Here is a 16,102-nt window from a genome sequence, read left to right on the forward strand (position 1 = left end):
TCTGCACCGCTGCTTAGCCGAATTAAACTGTTATCAAGGATCCCGGCGTTTACCGTTAAGCTTAAAATTCAGGACGAAGAGGAAATAACCGTAGCGATAAGATGTCAGCTAATTAACTGTAAGAGGAATAACGCCATGAAGAAAGATGAGTTAGCCAGCCGTGATTATCCGGTACAGGAGGATATGCGCTGGCAACGCAGGGAGAGTGTTATACAGCGTATCGGTGAATACGTGCTGATGGTGATTGTGATCCTGGGTGCCTGCGGGCTGTTTTCCAAAGGCATATTAAGTGACGGGCAGGCGCAGTCGGCTGATGGTTCCGTCAGCCTGCGCTATGAACGTTTTGGTCGCATCGACAGCAATATGAACCTGCGGATTCGCGTGGCACCGCAGAGCGGCGAACGTTTCACCGTCACGCTAGGCAGCGGCGCGTTAGACGATTTGCAGATCCAGACGCTACAGCCACAGCCACAGCAGGCCATCACGCGGGATAACACGCTGCAGCTTACTTACGCCAGCGAGGCGGCAGAAGGTCATGTGATCTGGCTGGGGATCCAGCCGCAGGCGGCGGGACGGGTTGCGCTGAGCGTGCACGTCAATCATCAGGTACCGGTAAAGGTATCGCAGTGGATTTACCCCTAAAAGGAGAGCGTTATGGAAACGGTATTACGCGCAGCCGCCATTTATCTGTTGTTAATGGTGGTATTTAAAATTGCCGGTCGACGCACACTGCTGCAAATGACCTCATTCGATTTGATTCTGCTGCTGATTATTAGCGAAGCCACACAGCAGGCATTGCTGGGTGATGACTTCTCCGTTACCGGTGCCAGCCTCACCATCATTACCTTAATCACTATTGATATTGTGCTGGGCAAACTCAAAGCGCGCTTTCCGCTATTCGAACAAATGGCGGAGGGAGGACCGCTGATTTTGGTGGAGCATGGCCGGATATTAACGCAGCGGCTAAAAATGTCGGGCATCAGTCGGGAAGATATCCTCGAGGCCGCGCGTTCAGGTCAGGGGCTGGAACGCATCGATCAAATTAAATACGCGGTGCTGGAAGTGAGCGGTCATATTTCCATCATCCCGGAAAATTCAGATAAAACTGAAAAATAGCAATAATCTCTCAATACTTGTTTGTGATAAAGATCACACTTTTGTTAATTAATTGATTTTATACCACTAAAATTATTTTGTACAAGTTTGAAAAAAAATCTTTACAAGCAACCCGCTATAAGCGCAGCGGTGAAAATAACCATTTGCGCATGGCTTTTTGTCAGCGCAAATATGCATATTAAATGTTGTTTTATCTCCAATCCCATCCATATTGTTCCTGTGTGGAGATATTCTGTCGTTTAACTACTTAATTATTTTTATCAATGGGGTGACATATGACACAACGACGTGGTGGTGCAGGTAATTTTGCAGAAAATACCGAGCGTGCTCGCGAAGCGGGTAAAAAAGGCGGCAGCGTCAGCAGCGGGAATTTTAAAAACTGTCCTGAAAGGGCAGTAGAAGCGGGCAGACGCGGTGGAAAAGTAAGTCGTCGCGGCAAAACCGCAGCGGCGGAAGCTTAAACTGCCTTCTTTAATATAAATGCAGTCAGCGTAATCAGTTAAGCTTCCCTGAGGCGGCTTAATCGGTAACGCAGCGGCGCAATTCAGGGAGTGGTCCATTGCGCCGCACGCATTTTATATCACCAGCTGCCGTGCTGCAGGGAACGAAAAAATGACGCGCGGTAATATCTGATAAGCGCAGCGGTTGCAACCACCAATAACGATTGTTAGCGCGAGAGGAAATAAGTAACAGGCAGATTAGGTGGCACCGATAACGAAGCGATACGTTATCGACTCATTATTAATGTGGACCTGATCGGGCGTTGGCGATGTTAAAAAATTTCAATTTATGCATGGGTTAATAACTTTTCGGTAGCACTTTTTGCAATAAAAAAACCCCATTCTCTTGTTTATCCTCTTGTACAGATTTTGAAAAACTTGTACAACTTAGCCAGAACATTTTTCTGACAATTTAATGTTAACGGGAGTCACTTATGCGCCAGAACGGATACACTCCGAACTCAGTCGAGGCGATTGCCAACTATTTTAGCAAAGCCACGCTGCCTTCGCAGCAGGAGACGCTGGGCCAGGTCGTGGTCGAAATCCTGCGTGAAGGCCGTAATCTGAACCGTAAATCGCTGTGTACTAAGCTGCTGCGTCGTCTGGAGCTCGCTTCTACCACGGAAGAAGAGCACCATTATCACCAGCTGATTGGCCTGCTATTTGAACGCGAGAGCTGAGAGCGAAGCGAAAGCGTCCAGGTTGTACACACGAAAACGCCATTCTGATAACGTATCACTGCATGTATGACTTGTGACGGGCTGTATCGCGCCGCAGGATAGCGGCGCTGTTTTTCTGTCGCGTTCCCGGTCGGGGCAGGCAGCATGCAGAGATTTCTTATGATATGAACAGAAGCGAACACCAGACTCTTATTGATGAGATCATCGGCGAAGCGGCGTTAACGCTGCTGCAGCGTTCCGGGCCGGTCACCACCCAGGCGTTGCTTGATGAGCTCCACATTATGCAGCAGCAGGCCAGCGATGATGCGCAGGCGGCTGCGATTCGCACGGCAATCGATGAAGTCCGGTCGAGCATGACGGCTGGACAAAAGCGGCGTGGCGAACAATCGGATCGCGATAATGTGCATCCGCTGTTTGGCCACAACGGTCAGGGTGGCGGCAGCCGCAAGCACTGACTGACAGTTAAATTATAATCTGACTGTATTGCTCACAGTACGGGAAAAGAACGATGTCGGAGAATCACTCTCTCTATTCTGCGCTGCCGGACACGGAACTGGCGGCGCATTTTCGCGATGCCGGAGTGGCATTGAGTGAAGAGGCCGCGGTACTGAATGATGTCATTCGTAGCGTGCTGGCCAGCGAAGGCCGCGTCAGTAACAAATCCATCATTCTATGTCTGATTATGGCGCTGGAAGCGACACAGGACGAAGCGCAGGCAAGTGTGCTGCGCAGAACGCTGGAAATTGTGGTGGGTTATACGCCAGACGACGCCTGAGGTAGTGGTCCCCGCGCAGGGGGGATCGGTTCAGTGCATAAGATCTGCCAGTAGCCTTATTGCGGCATCGCAGCGATGCCGGAAATCCTCATCACGCGCTTCTGCTTTCATCGTATGCAGCACCTGCGTCACGTCATGTATCCTGAATACGCTACCTTCCCTGATAAATTCCGTCACCGCGATGCCTATCAGCGCATACAGATCCGGTGCAGGACGGTTAACTTGTTTCACGTCACCTCCGGGACTTGTATATCCGTACAGTGTTACACAGGTGATAACAACCCAACACCTTTTTCTGCTGTCAGTGAAAATGGCACAGGTTATTAGTCAGACACATTGCCAGGTGTTATCACGCTGCGCGAATAGTAATACGCTGCTGTAGCAGATTCATGCAACTAAAAAATGGTTAAGCATGCCGATAACTCTATTTTAGCGCTGCGCTTATTGCGCCCGGAACATTCACCGACACGCTGCGCGGCGGGCGGGAATTATCGCGCCTGCTGCGACCGAGATTAAATTTATGCAGCCAGCTGCGATACTGCCTGATTAATTCCTGCGCATTTTTTTCATCACTGACGCGACAAATAAACAGCTGGCTCATGGTCTGGTGCTCAGCCGCCGTGGCGTAGATCTCGCAGGCCATCTCGCGTTGCTGCAGTTCAATCGCCGTAAAATGTAACTGCGGCCACTGCTGCAGTCGGTTAGCGAACATTTTATAGTCCATTTTAGGATCCTTTTATTTTTCTATTTTCTACTGGTATTACCTGTAAAAGGCACAATAGACCAAAAGTGAAAAAGCGCCAGTTTTGCGGGTCACGACCCATTAAATAGTGCACAAAATGAAAAAAATATTTACGTGTACAGCTTTTACCGCTGCGCTTATATTTTCGTGAAAGATTGAATAAGCGCAGCGGTTAATAGCAACAGTGCAGAAATACCGTCTGGCTCGCAGCATCGCCTATCCTCTATTAGGGTTAACTGATGGCTAACCAAAGGAGAAGAGGCATGACCAATCCGAGTGCCGCCGATGAACTGGCGCTGATCGATCGCTACTGGCGCGCCGCCAATTATCTGTCCGTCGGGCAAATCTACCTGATGGCCAACCCGCTGTTACGCGAACCACTGCAGCCCGGGCATATCAAGCCACGTCTGCTCGGCCACTGGGGCACGACGCCCGGCCTGAACTTTATCTATGCGCACCTCAACCGCATCATCCGCCAGCGCGAGGTGGATCTGCTGTACATCTGCGGCCCGGGGCACGGCGGGCCGGGCATGGTGGCGAACAGCTGGCTCGAAGGCAGCTACAGCGAAATCTATCCGCACGTCAGTGAAGATGCCGCCGGTATGCAGCGGCTGTTTAAGCAGTTTTCGTTTCCCGGAGGCATTCCCAGCCATGCGGCACCAGAAACGCCGGGCTCGATTAATGAAGGCGGCGAGCTGGGCTATTCGCTGTCGCATGCGTTTGGCGCGGTTTTCGATCATCCGCAGCTGATCGTACCCTGCGTGATTGGTGACGGCGAAGCCGAAACCGGGCCGCTTGCCGCCAGCTGGCACGGCATCAAATTCCTCAATCCGCAGCGTGATGGTGCGGTGCTATCCATTCTGCATCTGAACGGCTACAAAATTGCCAACCCGACGCTGCTGGGGCGCAGCAGTGATGACGATCTGCAGCAGCTGTTCAGCGGTTACGGTTATGAGCCGCTGTTTGTCTGCGGGCACGAGCCGGCCGACATGCATCAGCAGATGGCGGCAGCGCTGGATAACGCGTTTGATAAGATTGCCGCTTATCAGCAGCAGGCACGCAGCGGCCAGGCAGAGCAGGCGATCCCGCGCTGGCCGATGATTGTACTGCGCAGCCCGAAGGGCTGGACCGGCCCGAAAGAGGTGGACGGTAAAAAGGTGGAAGATTTCTGGCGTGCGCATCAGGTGCCGGTGGCGGCATGTCGCGAAGACGCGTCGCATCGGCAGGTGTTAGAGCAGTGGCTGCGCAGCTATCAGCCGGAAGATCTGTTTGACGAGGCAGGTAAACTCAGGCCGGAACTGCGTGCGCTGGCGCCGCAGGGGGATAAACGCATGAGCGCCTCACCCTATGCCAACGGCGGACGGCTGCGCCGCACGCTCAACACGCCGGACATCCGCGAGTTTGCGCTCGACACCGACGCGCCGGGCAGCCAGCGCGGCGAAGCCACTAAGCAGTTCGGCCACTACCTCAGCGCGATTTTTCAGCGCAACGCCGATAACTTCCGTCTGTTCGGGCCAGATGAGACCGCCTCGAATCGCCTGACGCCGATCTTTGACGTCACCAGCCGCAGCTGGATGGCAGACATCGAACCGTATGATGAGCAGCTGGCGCGTGACGGCCGGGTGATGGAAATTCTCAGCGAGCATCAGTGTCAGGGCTGGCTGGAGGGCTATCTGCTCACCGGTCGACACGGGCTGTTCAACTGCTATGAAGCCTTTATCCATATTGTCGACTCGATGTTTAACCAGCACGCCAAATGGCTGAAGGTGACGCGCAAACTGGGCTGGCGCCAGCCGATCTCGTCGCTCAACTATCTGTTGTCTTCACACGTCTGGCGCCAGGATCACAACGGTTACAGCCATCAGGATCCCGGTTTTATCGATCACGTGGCGAACAAAAAGGCGGATATCGTGCGCATTTATCTGCCGCCAGACGCGAACACCCTGCTGTGGGTGGGCGATCACTGTCTGCGCACCTGGGATCGCATCAACGTGATTGTCGCCGGCAAGCAGCCGTCACCGCAGTGGCTGGACATCGACAGCGCTATTGCCCACTGTGAGGCGGGTATGGGCGAATGGCGCTGGGCGAGCGATGACGGCGAGCCGGACGTGGTGATGGCCTGCGCCGGCGATGTGCCCACCATGGAGACGCTGGCGGCGGTAGATCTGCTGCGAAACTATCTGCCCACGTTGCGCATTCGCGTGGTAAACGTGGTGGATCTGCTGGCGCTGCAGACGCAGCAGCAGCACCCGCACGGCAAGTCGGAAGAAGATTTCGATGCGCTGTTTACCCGCGACAAACCGGTAATTTTCGCCTTTCATGGCTATCCCAGCCTGATTCATCGTCTGACCTATCAGCGCAGCAATCACGCCAATTTCCACGTGCACGGCTTCAACGAAGAGGGCACCACCACCACGCCGTTTGATATGACGGTGCTCAACGAGCTGGACCGCTATCATCTGGCGCAGGCGGCGATTTTGCATGTGCCGGGCCTGGCCGATCGCCATCCTGAATTGCTCGACGACCTGCAGCAGCGCATCGCGGAGCACCATCGCTATGTGCGCGAATACGGTGAAGACGTGCCGGAAGTACGTAACTGGCTGTGGCCGGGCTAACCCGACCCGGGCGCGAAAAAAACCGCCTGAAAAGGCGGTTTATGGTTTATTCGGCCTGTTTATCCCCGGATTCAGGCGCGCTGGTTTCGTCATCTTTCGGCTTCTGGTCGGGGCTGTTTTTACGCGGATCGTAATCCGGCTGGTCGCCGTGAACGGGACGATCGGTCATTGTATACTCCTTAACGGTTACCATGTGAACCCGCGCCACCGTTGCCAGCTGCGCGGATGTAAAGGGTGGCTGCGCGGCTCAGCCCGGAACATTCTGCCGCTTCTCTGTGTGCTGAGGTTTCCCCATAGCCAGTGCGCTGGCGCTGGCCGGATCGAACAGCGACAGGCTTTCAATCTGGTCGACCATCAGCACCTTACGGAACTCCAGCGCGCTTTTGGGTTTGGAGACAAAGCTAATCTCGTGCTGGTGATACCAGCGACTGTAGTTATGCTCAATCGCCAGATTCAGCGTGCGCGAATCGCGGTAGCCGCTGAGCATCGGAATCAGCACGATATTGGCGGTGCTGGGATATTCAAAGGTGGCAGCGTGAATCATGCCGATGTAGATACGGCGCGATTTCAGCGTGACCCAGGCCAGTTCGCCTTCTTCCATGCAGTGCAGCAGCAGTTGTTCAATACCGTTAGAGCGGGACAGGCGCTGATATAGCTCTTTGCGACTGCCGGCGGTCAGCCGCGCGCTGCCGGAATTGGAACGATACACACAAAACAGCACGGCAAACGCCAGCATGATCACCACCGGTGCCTGAATGCCGAGAAAACTCCATGTCATGAAATCGACGTGCCAGCGCGCATGGAGATCGGCAGACAGCGCCAGGCTGTTATTGATGGCCGAGGCCGCCAGCAGTAGCAGCCAGACCAGGCCGGTGGCGACCACGCCCTGAACGACAAAAATGCAGCCGTACAGCGCAATGAGAAAATAGACGTCCCAGCCAAAGGAGCGTTTTATTTTCAGGCGGCTGGACATATCGCGACTGGTGTACCAGTAGCCGCAGACCATCAGCACCATAAATATCGCGGTTCCCATCAGATATCCTTTAAGCGCTTAATATGATCGGCGAAGTCTTGCTGTACCTGCGGACTGAGGGGATTAACCGAAGCGTTACCGTCTTCGTCAATAATAATCCGGTCACCTTCCTGAATGGATTCACGAATATCCTGGCGGCTCATCACCTGCAGTAATGATTCCGGACTGGAAAAAAGAGAGGTAAAATAGCGCAATATCACGTCAGGCTGTTCCTGTAGGCAATAAATAGTTAATTGATCATATAACGTTTTCTGCCAGATTCAGGCGGTTTCAGAGTTATCTGTTAAACGTGAGGAAAATCAGCGCAGGGTAAGACAATAATCCGTGGGGTAACGGCGCGCTCCCTGCGCCATGGCCGCCTCATCCTGTGCTGGCCGGCTAATCACGAGCCGCGATTGCTGCTCTGACCGCCTTTTTTACCGGCTTCGGACGCTTTTTCGCGGTCGTTTTTAAAGTTGCCGCCGCTGTGCTGTCCGCCTTTTTTACCGGCTTCTGATGCTTTCTGTTTATCTTCTGCGAAATTACCTGAACCGCCTCGATGCTGAGTCATAATATATCCTCTTCATGAGTAATAAATAACATGACGTTGTTGCGCTGTCATGTGCGTGTTGCGTATTTAATAGTAATCGCTGGTGCTATTTCCGCAAGCGTGACGGCGCATAAAAAGGCGTTTTTATTTTTTATCTTAGTTTGTTGAAATAACAATAATTCTGCGATGTCGCTGCGCTTATTTAAACTTTTTTCAGCAGTGAAGTAATAAAATGAAACACTCCAGCGCACTCAACCGGCCGGGCCAGACAGCTGACCCGGCGCCGTGAGCCACGCTAAATAACCATGCCTAAAATCTGCAGGATGCTCTGCTGCGAAGCAGTAATAAAAGGAATGTCTTTGATGTGCTGCATGCCAAAGGCTTCATAAAATTTGCGTGCGCGCACGTTCTCGCCCATCACTTCCAGCCACAGATAGCCTTCCTGCTTATCGCGTGCGGCGTGGATAATGCTTTCGAACATGCGCCGGCCATAGTTTTTACCGGTTTCCTGCGGATTGAGATAGAGCTTATTCAGCTGGGCACCGCTCATGCCGGAGTCCGGTACCGGCGTGTTCCAGGTCACTTTGGCAAAGCCGATGGGTTTGTTAGTTTCGGCAATCAGCCAGCTTTCGTTGGGGGCCACCAGGCTGCTGCGCAGTTCGGCCAGGCCGTACTCTTTGTCGATGAATTCATCCAGCTCGGCTTCGGATACCCACATATGTTTGAAGTGGGCGCTGTAGGTCATGCGCCCCAGCTGATGCAGCAGTTCGGCATCATCAGGCTGCGCGTTGCGTATGGTGAATTCCATGCCAGTCTTCCTTCAGTTTTTATGTTTTATCCTGCGTTACGGCAGAGTGGGGATGTCAGCGGGCATCCTGCCCGTACAGGTGACCCGTCATTATGCGCGAATCAAACCGGGTGTCATCCCTTTTACGGTAAGGATGTTGGCTGAATGTCTTGATTTTTTAACGGGAAAGGAGGCAGGCGCAGGATGTCCAGCGGGCTGAACATCCTGAATTGAGGCGGGTGGCGCGAATTAAAAGCCGTAGCTGGTAAGGCGATGGTAAAAATCCATGTGGTTTTTACAGCCCAGCTTGCGTGAGATGGTGTTCTTGTAGTGGCTGATGGTCTTATTGCTGAGGTGCAGCGCATGCCCGATCTCCGTCATGCGGCGCGGACCCGCCAGCCAGCGCAGCAGCGTGAACTCGCGCTCGGTCAGCACATCGGCGTTGCCGTGCGGTACGGCGACGGCGGCAACGTTTTCCGGCGTCAGCACCGCACTGACCAGTGTCGCCAGCGGGCATTTTTTACTCAGGATCAGCGCTTTCTTCAGGTGGCGGGCCACGTAATTCAGTACGGCTTCATCGCTGATGTCGGTGAGAATCACCAGCTCGACGCCCGGTGTTTTGAGCTGCATCAGCAGCAGGCTACGCAGCGTCTCTTCCAGGTTTTTACTGGCAAAATGCAGCTCGCTGATCACCACGTTACGCCCGCGTCCGGTAGGGATCGGGTCATCCGGCGAGGTGAGCGTCAGGCAGCTTATCATCTGCCCGGAAAAGTAGAGGCGCAGACCTTCCGTAATCCAGCGGTCGCTATCCATAGTGAAGATGTTCAGCATTGTTTCCTCCTGTGCTCGCGGTTAACCCATTTGAACGGAAACCGCGCTGAGCCGATATCAGACGGCCTGCGTCAGGTTGTAGGAAAAGGCTGAGAAATGTCTGGGATGGCGGGTGGACTGCAGGGGCGGGGATCTCTTAAAAGCAGCCAGGTAGCGAAATTGTAAATGCAACCTGCCGGGAACAATCAAACAAGTACAAATGGCACAAACATCAACGTCGGAAAGTTGCGTGACGACAGGATGCGTCATCTGCTGTGCGTAAGGATCGGACCTCAGGTTGTGTTCACCCTTTCTTACCTGGATAAAATTAATGAGTAACGGTTGAGTACCATGGTAATCGTGCAGAATCTTTCAAAGTTTTCACATGTCAAAGTATTAGCATGACGCTGAGCTTAAATGACTACTCGAATTGATAGATGAGGGAAGGGTTTTAAAAATGATATTTACCCGGCGTTATAAAAACGTAAAGGTTATTTATGCTTTTTAATCAGGCATCCATTCTTAAATGAATCCTGTCAGGGTTCTCCTGTCGATTGTTTTTATTAAATAACTGACTATTCGTATGGATATAAGTGAAAAGCCATCACAGAAGCGCCTGATTAAGTGCTTGTATTATTTGTGGTAATGGTTATTTGCCAGAATAATAAGTCATTATTAATATATTTAATAATATATATAACTATATTTTCAATTATTTGTGGATTATTAATCTGATAATTGCAGTTTAAAATGGATTTCTCGATCAAAATCTCAAATTTGATAGGTAAAAACATAGTTTATTCCGATCATAAGTGGTTTATTGATTGGTTAAAGTGATCATAAAATGAGAACAATCTGATGCTCATTATGGAATATGCTGCATATGTATCATTCCGAATCACTAATCTGTAATGCAGGTCGCGGATGGTTTGCTGAGCCGATTGTTGGAAGAGACGGCATGGTGCTAGCGGTCAGGATTCGAAAGAAGCGTGCCTTACCAGGGAAACTCTTCGGGTATTGGGGAGATGGAAGGACAACAGCAGAGCTGTTGAGGGAACAACTAAATCTGATCGAGAAAAAAAAAGAGTATTTCCTGAGTAAGGGTATTTTATGCTCCATTGAAATTGATTTCGAGAGGGCGTGCCTTTTAATACAGGATGCTGAAATTGCATCCTTAGCAAAACTACAGCCTTTTTTACGTTTAGAAATTTCGGAAGATTTCCCGAATCTCTCTGATGGGAAAAATAATCGTCTGCTGGAAATTCTATCCAATAATTATATTTTATGGTTGGGAGATCTTGGATCGGGCAGCGCGAATCTAAAGGCTTTACAGGAAAAGTTGTATGACGGGGTGAGAATAAGCAGCGATTTTTTTAATGCTTATTCTAAATCTGTCATATGGCCGGTGATCACTAAAAATGTCATGCGCTACTGCAACTTTATTATCGTTGCCGATATAAGCGATCAAAGTGAAATTGTTTCTCTTGAAAAAGAGATCAGCGCCATGCAGGGACAGTGTTTTAAAAGTGTGCCTCTGGAAGAGATAGAGCAGCTTGATACCTGGTTTGATATTCATTTCAAATAACCATTAGCTTTGCAAGTTCTGTATCCCATAAATACTGCAGCATGTATTTAAATTTTAAGTTAGTAAAAATAAGTGGAAAGAATAGCTTTGTTTCAAAGGTCATTGGTGCCAGTAAACCAGGGGCGGTAGCGTATCCGAAATTACTACAGCTCACTTAATTTTATCTCACCTTAAAAGGGAAGATCATGAGGAATTCATTAATTGTTGTATTTCTGATGGCGGTAGTTGTCAGCAAGAACGCGATCGCGGAAGACGTTAACAGTAAAGATAGAGCCGCTTATATTCAGAATAATGGTGTAGCGGCCGGAGATGCTGCTACAGCCTACGCAGTGGGTAGCTCACTTGCTATCGGGATTTCTGCAATATCAGTGCTGACGGGAGTCGCCCTGGCAACATTGAATGCAGGAGGGAGTAACACGAGCACAACAACGACGACAAGCACCATCCCTGGGAAGTAACGACGATTCAAGGTCAGACGGAATTTTACTGAGGTTAAAAGACATGAGGATCTTATCCGAAGACCATTATTTTAATCTGGGGCTAAGCGAGTTGCTCAAAATTCATAAAGCGGGACTGGAAGGTGTAACCATTTCAATGAGTTCAGATCTAAAAACAATAAGGATGTATAAAAACATCAGTGTCTACTCTGATGATATATATTTTATTCAAAGTTTTCTTGCTGGTTTCATATTGAGCCATAATCTTAGTCAGGGTCTTACATCTCTGCTTCATAATATATACAAACTAATCGCAGAGAGACAAACTATGTATCTGACACCGCGAGAGATCGATGTTATGAGAGCATTACTTAAGGGCGAAAACATTTTGGAAATTTCTCGCGTGAGAGGATTAAGTCCTAAAACCATTAGTGCGCAAAAGAATTCAGCTCTAAGGAAGTTAAAAGTGAGTAACTTGCCGATGCTTCATCGGGATATGTCGGCCTTTAAAAACCTCTTGTATACGTTGCCAGAGAACTCTGGAATTAAAAATGCAGTTTTATGATGATGTTTGTCATGCCTGTTTATTTATTATTAAAGGTAAGTAGGGTATTTAATTTATTTAATAGGCTAATAATTTAACTCATGATTGAATCATCTTTACGTCTATGCGCAATCGCGCTGGCTGTCTCATTACTTTCCGCTTGTACGCTAATCCCCGGGCAGACTTTATCTACCAATAACAAAGATGTGGTAGAGCAAATGGATTCTTATACTAATATTGATGAATATGTTAGCGTTATACCTATGACTCCCGGATTAATTGAATCTCTCAAACCTAAAAGCGTTATTTCAAGTGAAAACACACAACTCGATGATGCAATTAAGCAATACCAATACCGTATAGGTATTGGCGATGTGTTGATGGTGACAGTGTGGGACCATCCTGAATTGACTACACCGGCAGGGCAGTATCGTAGTGCCAGCGATACTGGCAACTGGGTCAACACCGATGGCACCATTTTTTACCCTTACATCGGTAAAGTTAAGGTGGCTGGTCGGACAATTGAACAGGTACGTGACGAAATAACGTCGCGCCTGAAAACCTTCATTGAAAGCCCGCAAGTGGATGTCAGTGTTGCCGCGTTCCGTTCCCAAAAAGCTTATGTGACTGGCGAGGTGGTTCGTTCCGGTCAGCAGGCGATCAGCAATATCCCGTTAACCGTGATGGATGCTATCAATGCTGCAGGTGGCTTAGCACCCGATGCAGACTGGCGCAATGTGGTGCTGACACACAACGGGAAAGACAGTTTGATTTCCCTCCAGGCATTAATGCAGCAGGGGGATTTACGGCAAAACCGGTTATTGTCTCCCGGCGATATTTTATTCGTACCGCGTAATGATGATCTCAAGATCTTTGTCATGGGGGAAGTGAACAAACAATCGACGCTCAAAATGGACCGAAGTGGCATGACTCTCGCTGAAGCGCTGGGTAATGCACAAGGTGTGTCACAAGAAATGGCAGATGCATCGGGAATCTTTGTTATTCGCCCACTACGTAAAAATACAGGCAGCCGTAAACTGGCGAATATTTATCAATTGAATGCCAAAGATGCTGCGGCAATGGTTCTGAGTACAGCATTTCAACTGCAGCCTTATGACATCGTATATGTCACGACTGCACCGGTTGTACGCTGGAATCGTGTCATCTCACAGTTGGTTCCCACCATCGGTGGTGTCTATGACCTTGCCGATGCTGTGCGCGATATACGCCAGTGGTAATCACCATGTTTGAATCAATTTTGCTCATTTGCGCTGGGAACATCTGCCGGTCACCGATGGCAGAACGTATTTTGTCACAGGCATTTCCACACAAATTAATTGCCTCTGTCGGTCTTGAGGCGCTGGTCGGTCACCCGGCTGATGCCACCGCTGCACGCATTGCCGCCAGACTGGGCATTTCCCTTGAAGGGCACATCGCCCGACGTTTCGATATCACTGAGGCCAATCAATATGGCTTATTGCTGGTCATGGAACAGAAGCAACTGGAAAAGATTTGCCTTATGGCACCTCAGTTAAGGGGAAAAGTCATGCTGTTGGGGCGCTGGAACGGCAATCGGGACATCCCTGACCCTTACAAAAAAAGTGATGCCGCATACGAATCAGTGCTCAATCTGATCGTTCAGGCCTGCGATCAATGGGTCAGTAGACTCGGCAATAAAAAATCAGGAAATAAAGATGACCACAATGATGACCAATAAGCAAAGTGTCAGAAGCCAGGATGAAGGCGAACTGGGGAGATACATTGCTGAGTTATTGGACCACAGGAAACTCATCATTACCATTACCAGCTGTTGCACGTTACTGGCTGTACTGTATGGATTGCTGGCGACGCCGGTTTACCGGGCTGATGCGTTAATACAGGTTGAGCAGAAACAGGGAAATGCCATTCTTGACAGTCTTAGCCAGATGTTACCCGACAGCCAACCCATATCGGCACCGGAAATCTCCCTGATCCAGTCGAGAATGGTGGTAGGGCAAACGGTTGACGATTTGAATCTACGCATTCAGGTACATAAAAAATACTTTCCGCTGGTAGGTAAAGGGATTGCAAGATTGTCAGGGGAAGAGGCGGGCACGTTGACTGTCGCAAAACTGCGTCTATCCACCACTACAGACATCGAACCCGGTAAAGCGGTGATAACCGTTATCGATAGTCAGAATTTTAGCGTTGACTATGATGATCAAACTGCAACCGGCCGCGTCGGTCAGCCATTAAACAAGGCAGGACTCTCACTGTTAGTTGAACAGATTAATGCCCAGCCGGGGGAACGCTTTATCGTAAAGGAGTACACCCGACTGGCTGCGGTGGATAGATTGCAGTCAATTCTGACGGTGGCTGATCAGGGTAAAGATACCGGGATGCTCGAGCTTGAGCTGACAGGTGATGATAAAGAGAAGATTAGCAGGATTCTCGATAACCTGAGCTACCACTATCTGGCGCAAAATATTGATCGTGAAGCCGCTCAGGATGCGAAGAGTCTCCAGTTTTTAAATCAGCAGTTACCGCAGGTGCGTAGCGAACTCGATCATGCTGAAGATAAGTTAAATGCTTACCGCCAGCAGAAAGACTCGGTGGATCTATCGTTAGAAGCGAAGTCAGTTCTCGATCAGGTGGTCAATGTCGATAATCAGCTAAACGAATTGACCTTCCGTGAGGCTGAAGTCTCGCAACTCTATACAAAAGAGCACCCCACCTATAAAGCGTTGCTGGAAAAAAGAAGCACCCTGGAGCAGCAGAAAGCGAAATTAACTAAACAAGTATCGTTAATGCCATCAACTCAGCAGGAAGTGCTGCGTCTCAGCCGCGATGTGGAGTCAGGTCGCGCAGTCTATATGCAATTACTGAATCGCCAGCAGGAGTTGAGCATTGCGAAATCAAGTGCGATTGGCAATGTGCGAATTGTTGATGCTGCTGTCGCGGCCCCAAAACCCGTCCGGCCGCAGAAAATTCTGTTGACCCTGGCTGGCGCTGTGCTCGGGTTTATTCTTTCGGTTAGCGTGATACTGCTGCGGATTTTCTTTCATCGCGGGATTGATTCAGCCGATCAACTCGAACAGGCGGGATTGCATGTTTATGCCAGTATCCCTAAATCTGAGTGGTTAAAAAGCACACCTGGCGGTCGTATAAAGTCGTTCCGCCAGCAGGGGAAAAATAGTTTCAACTTTTTAGCAGCCGAGAATCCAGCGGATCTCGCCATTGAGGCAATTCGTAGCTTACGCACCAGTCTACATTTCAATATGCAGGAGGCGAATAATAATGTGGTGATGATCTCTGGCGCAACACCAGAGGCGGGTAAAACATTTATTAGCTCAAACCTCGCTGCCATTATGTCGCTGACGCGGCAAAGAGTACTGTTAATTGATGCCGATATGCGCCGGGGTACTGGACACAAGGTGTTCGGGGTCAGCAACGCAACGGGACTGGCTGAAGTGCTTTCGGGAGAGGCACCATTTCCAACGGCGATAACCCGCGTCCAAAAAGATAATTACGATTTTGATTTCTTACCACGAGGAAAAACCCCGGTTAATCCAGCAGAAAGATTGATGGGGCCGATTCTGCCGGAGCTCATAAAATGGGCGTCAAACAATTATGATCTTGTGATTATCGATACACCGCCTGTATTGGCTGTTACCGATGCAGTGCTGATTGGAAAACACATTGGGACGTTACTGCTGGTGGCGCGTTATCAAACTAACACTGTGCGCGAAATTGAACTGAGTATTAAACGTTTCACTCAGTGCAATATCACTGTACAGGCTTGCGTACTCAATATGATCACTAATAGTTTCAGGAATTATTATACCTACGGTTATGGGAATAATACTTACGCATACGATGAGACCAGGTAACTTCACAGGCATTAAAAAAGGGATTAAAGAGCATCTGGTAGCTAATCAAAGATAAGTTCAGTGGAAAAATAAAACTGAAA

21 protein-coding genes are annotated in these 16,102 nt (G+C 49.8%); 13 read left to right on the plus strand and 8 right to left on the minus strand.

Features of this window, described 5'->3' with window-relative positions; all coding sequences use genetic code 11:
* Positions 1–135 precede the first annotated feature (135 nt).
* The 6 genes from C1Y42_RS03790 (at position 136) to C1Y42_RS03815 (ending at position 3,071) form a co-directional block, all read left to right on the plus strand.
* Positions 136–642, plus strand: coding sequence for a hypothetical protein (locus C1Y42_RS03790; RefSeq protein WP_104092840.1), 507 nt, complete (start codon positions 136–138; stop codon positions 640–642).
* 12 nt (positions 643–654) lie between these two features.
* Positions 655–1,116, plus strand: coding sequence for a DUF421 domain-containing protein (locus C1Y42_RS03795; RefSeq protein ID WP_021506327.1), 462 nt, complete (start codon positions 655–657; stop codon positions 1,114–1,116).
* 275 nt (positions 1,117–1,391) lie between these two features.
* Positions 1,392–1,577, plus strand: coding sequence for a general stress protein (locus C1Y42_RS03800; protein WP_071813571.1), 186 nt, complete (start codon positions 1,392–1,394; stop codon positions 1,575–1,577).
* A 473-nt stretch (positions 1,578–2,050) separates the two neighbouring features.
* Complete coding sequence (gene ycgZ, locus C1Y42_RS03805) at positions 2,051–2,296, plus strand: regulatory protein YcgZ (protein ID WP_021506325.1); 246 nt, start codon at positions 2,051–2,053, stop codon at positions 2,294–2,296.
* A gap of 164 nt (positions 2,297–2,460) precedes the next feature.
* Positions 2,461–2,751: a hypothetical protein gene (locus C1Y42_RS03810; RefSeq protein WP_058769661.1), complete on the plus strand. Its 291-nt coding sequence runs from the start codon at positions 2,461–2,463 to the stop codon at positions 2,749–2,751.
* Positions 2,752–2,804: 53 nt separating this feature from the next.
* Positions 2,805–3,071 (plus strand): biofilm development regulator YmgB/AriR family protein, encoded by a 267-nt coding sequence (locus tag C1Y42_RS03815; RefSeq protein WP_021506323.1) that lies wholly within the window; start codon positions 2,805–2,807, stop codon positions 3,069–3,071.
* A 30-nt stretch (positions 3,072–3,101) separates the two neighbouring features.
* On the opposite strand, the gene C1Y42_RS03820 is transcribed toward C1Y42_RS03815, so the two are convergent.
* On the minus strand, positions 3,102–3,302 hold the full coding sequence (locus C1Y42_RS03820) for a hypothetical protein (protein ID WP_058769662.1): 201 nt from the start codon (positions 3,300–3,302) through the stop codon (positions 3,102–3,104).
* A 193-nt stretch (positions 3,303–3,495) separates the two neighbouring features.
* The gene (locus tag C1Y42_RS03825; RefSeq protein ID WP_021506321.1) at positions 3,496–3,795 is read right to left on the minus strand and encodes a hypothetical protein; all 300 of its coding nucleotides are present in this window, start codon (positions 3,793–3,795) and stop codon (positions 3,496–3,498) included.
* 281 nt (positions 3,796–4,076) lie between these two features.
* Between C1Y42_RS03825 and C1Y42_RS03830 the strand changes: the two genes are divergently transcribed.
* Positions 4,077–6,428, plus strand: a complete 2,352-nt coding sequence (locus tag C1Y42_RS03830; protein ID WP_104092841.1) for a phosphoketolase — start codon at positions 4,077–4,079, stop codon at positions 6,426–6,428.
* A 46-nt stretch (positions 6,429–6,474) separates the two neighbouring features.
* On the opposite strand, the gene C1Y42_RS23955 is transcribed toward C1Y42_RS03830, so the two are convergent.
* The 6 genes from C1Y42_RS23955 to C1Y42_RS03855 form a co-directional block, all read right to left on the minus strand.
* The gene (locus tag C1Y42_RS23955; protein WP_255412066.1) at positions 6,475–6,597 is read right to left on the minus strand and encodes a hypothetical protein; all 123 of its coding nucleotides are present in this window, start codon (positions 6,595–6,597) and stop codon (positions 6,475–6,477) included.
* A gap of 78 nt (positions 6,598–6,675) precedes the next feature.
* The gene (locus tag C1Y42_RS03835) at positions 6,676–7,461 is read right to left on the minus strand and encodes a hypothetical protein (RefSeq protein ID WP_104092842.1); all 786 of its coding nucleotides are present in this window, start codon (positions 7,459–7,461) and stop codon (positions 6,676–6,678) included.
* Positions 7,461–7,658 (minus strand): hypothetical protein, encoded by a 198-nt coding sequence (locus C1Y42_RS03840; protein ID WP_031279223.1) that lies wholly within the window; start codon positions 7,656–7,658, stop codon positions 7,461–7,463. The genes C1Y42_RS03835 and C1Y42_RS03840 overlap by 1 nt, the downstream gene beginning before the upstream one ends.
* Positions 7,659–7,843: 185 nt before the next feature.
* The gene (locus tag C1Y42_RS03845) at positions 7,844–8,011 is read right to left on the minus strand and encodes a general stress protein (protein ID WP_021506316.1); all 168 of its coding nucleotides are present in this window, start codon (positions 8,009–8,011) and stop codon (positions 7,844–7,846) included.
* 274 nt (positions 8,012–8,285) lie between these two features.
* A complete protein-coding gene (locus C1Y42_RS03850; protein WP_021506315.1) occupies positions 8,286–8,798 on the minus strand; it encodes a GNAT family N-acetyltransferase in 513 nt (170 codons plus the stop codon).
* A gap of 228 nt (positions 8,799–9,026) precedes the next feature.
* Positions 9,027–9,608 (minus strand): LuxR C-terminal-related transcriptional regulator, encoded by a 582-nt coding sequence (locus C1Y42_RS03855; protein WP_058769665.1) that lies wholly within the window; start codon positions 9,606–9,608, stop codon positions 9,027–9,029.
* Between the two features lie 862 nt (positions 9,609–10,470).
* Here C1Y42_RS03855 and C1Y42_RS03860 point away from each other — a divergent pair.
* The 6 genes from C1Y42_RS03860 (at position 10,471) to C1Y42_RS03885 (ending at position 16,022) form a co-directional block, all read left to right on the plus strand.
* Positions 10,471–11,172 carry a hypothetical protein gene (locus tag C1Y42_RS03860; protein WP_058757643.1) on the plus strand — a complete coding sequence of 234 codons (702 nt, stop codon included), beginning with the start codon at positions 10,471–10,473 and terminating at the stop codon, positions 11,170–11,172.
* Between the two features lie 185 nt (positions 11,173–11,357).
* Positions 11,358–11,630 carry an exopolysaccharide production protein YjbE gene (yjbE, locus tag C1Y42_RS03865; protein ID WP_370445681.1) on the plus strand — a complete coding sequence of 91 codons (273 nt, stop codon included), beginning with the start codon at positions 11,358–11,360 and terminating at the stop codon, positions 11,628–11,630.
* Between the two features lie 43 nt (positions 11,631–11,673).
* The gene (locus C1Y42_RS03870; protein WP_021506312.1) at positions 11,674–12,174 is read left to right on the plus strand and encodes a helix-turn-helix transcriptional regulator; all 501 of its coding nucleotides are present in this window, start codon (positions 11,674–11,676) and stop codon (positions 12,172–12,174) included.
* A gap of 80 nt (positions 12,175–12,254) precedes the next feature.
* On the plus strand, positions 12,255–13,391 hold the full coding sequence (locus tag C1Y42_RS03875) for a polysaccharide export protein (RefSeq protein WP_031279219.1): 1,137 nt from the start codon (positions 12,255–12,257) through the stop codon (positions 13,389–13,391).
* 5 nt (positions 13,392–13,396) lie between these two features.
* Complete coding sequence (locus C1Y42_RS03880; RefSeq protein ID WP_058757644.1) at positions 13,397–13,870, plus strand: protein tyrosine phosphatase; 474 nt, start codon at positions 13,397–13,399, stop codon at positions 13,868–13,870.
* Positions 13,848–16,022 carry a polysaccharide biosynthesis tyrosine autokinase gene (locus C1Y42_RS03885; protein ID WP_104092843.1) on the plus strand — a complete coding sequence of 725 codons (2,175 nt, stop codon included), beginning with the start codon at positions 13,848–13,850 and terminating at the stop codon, positions 16,020–16,022. Before C1Y42_RS03880 ends, C1Y42_RS03885 begins: the two co-directional genes overlap by 23 nt.
* The last annotated feature ends 80 nt before the right edge of the window (positions 16,023–16,102 follow it).

Source organism: Pantoea sp. ICBG 985, assembly GCF_002928365.1.
GTDB classification, from domain to species: Bacteria; Pseudomonadota; Gammaproteobacteria; order Enterobacterales; family Enterobacteriaceae; genus Pantoea; species Pantoea dispersa.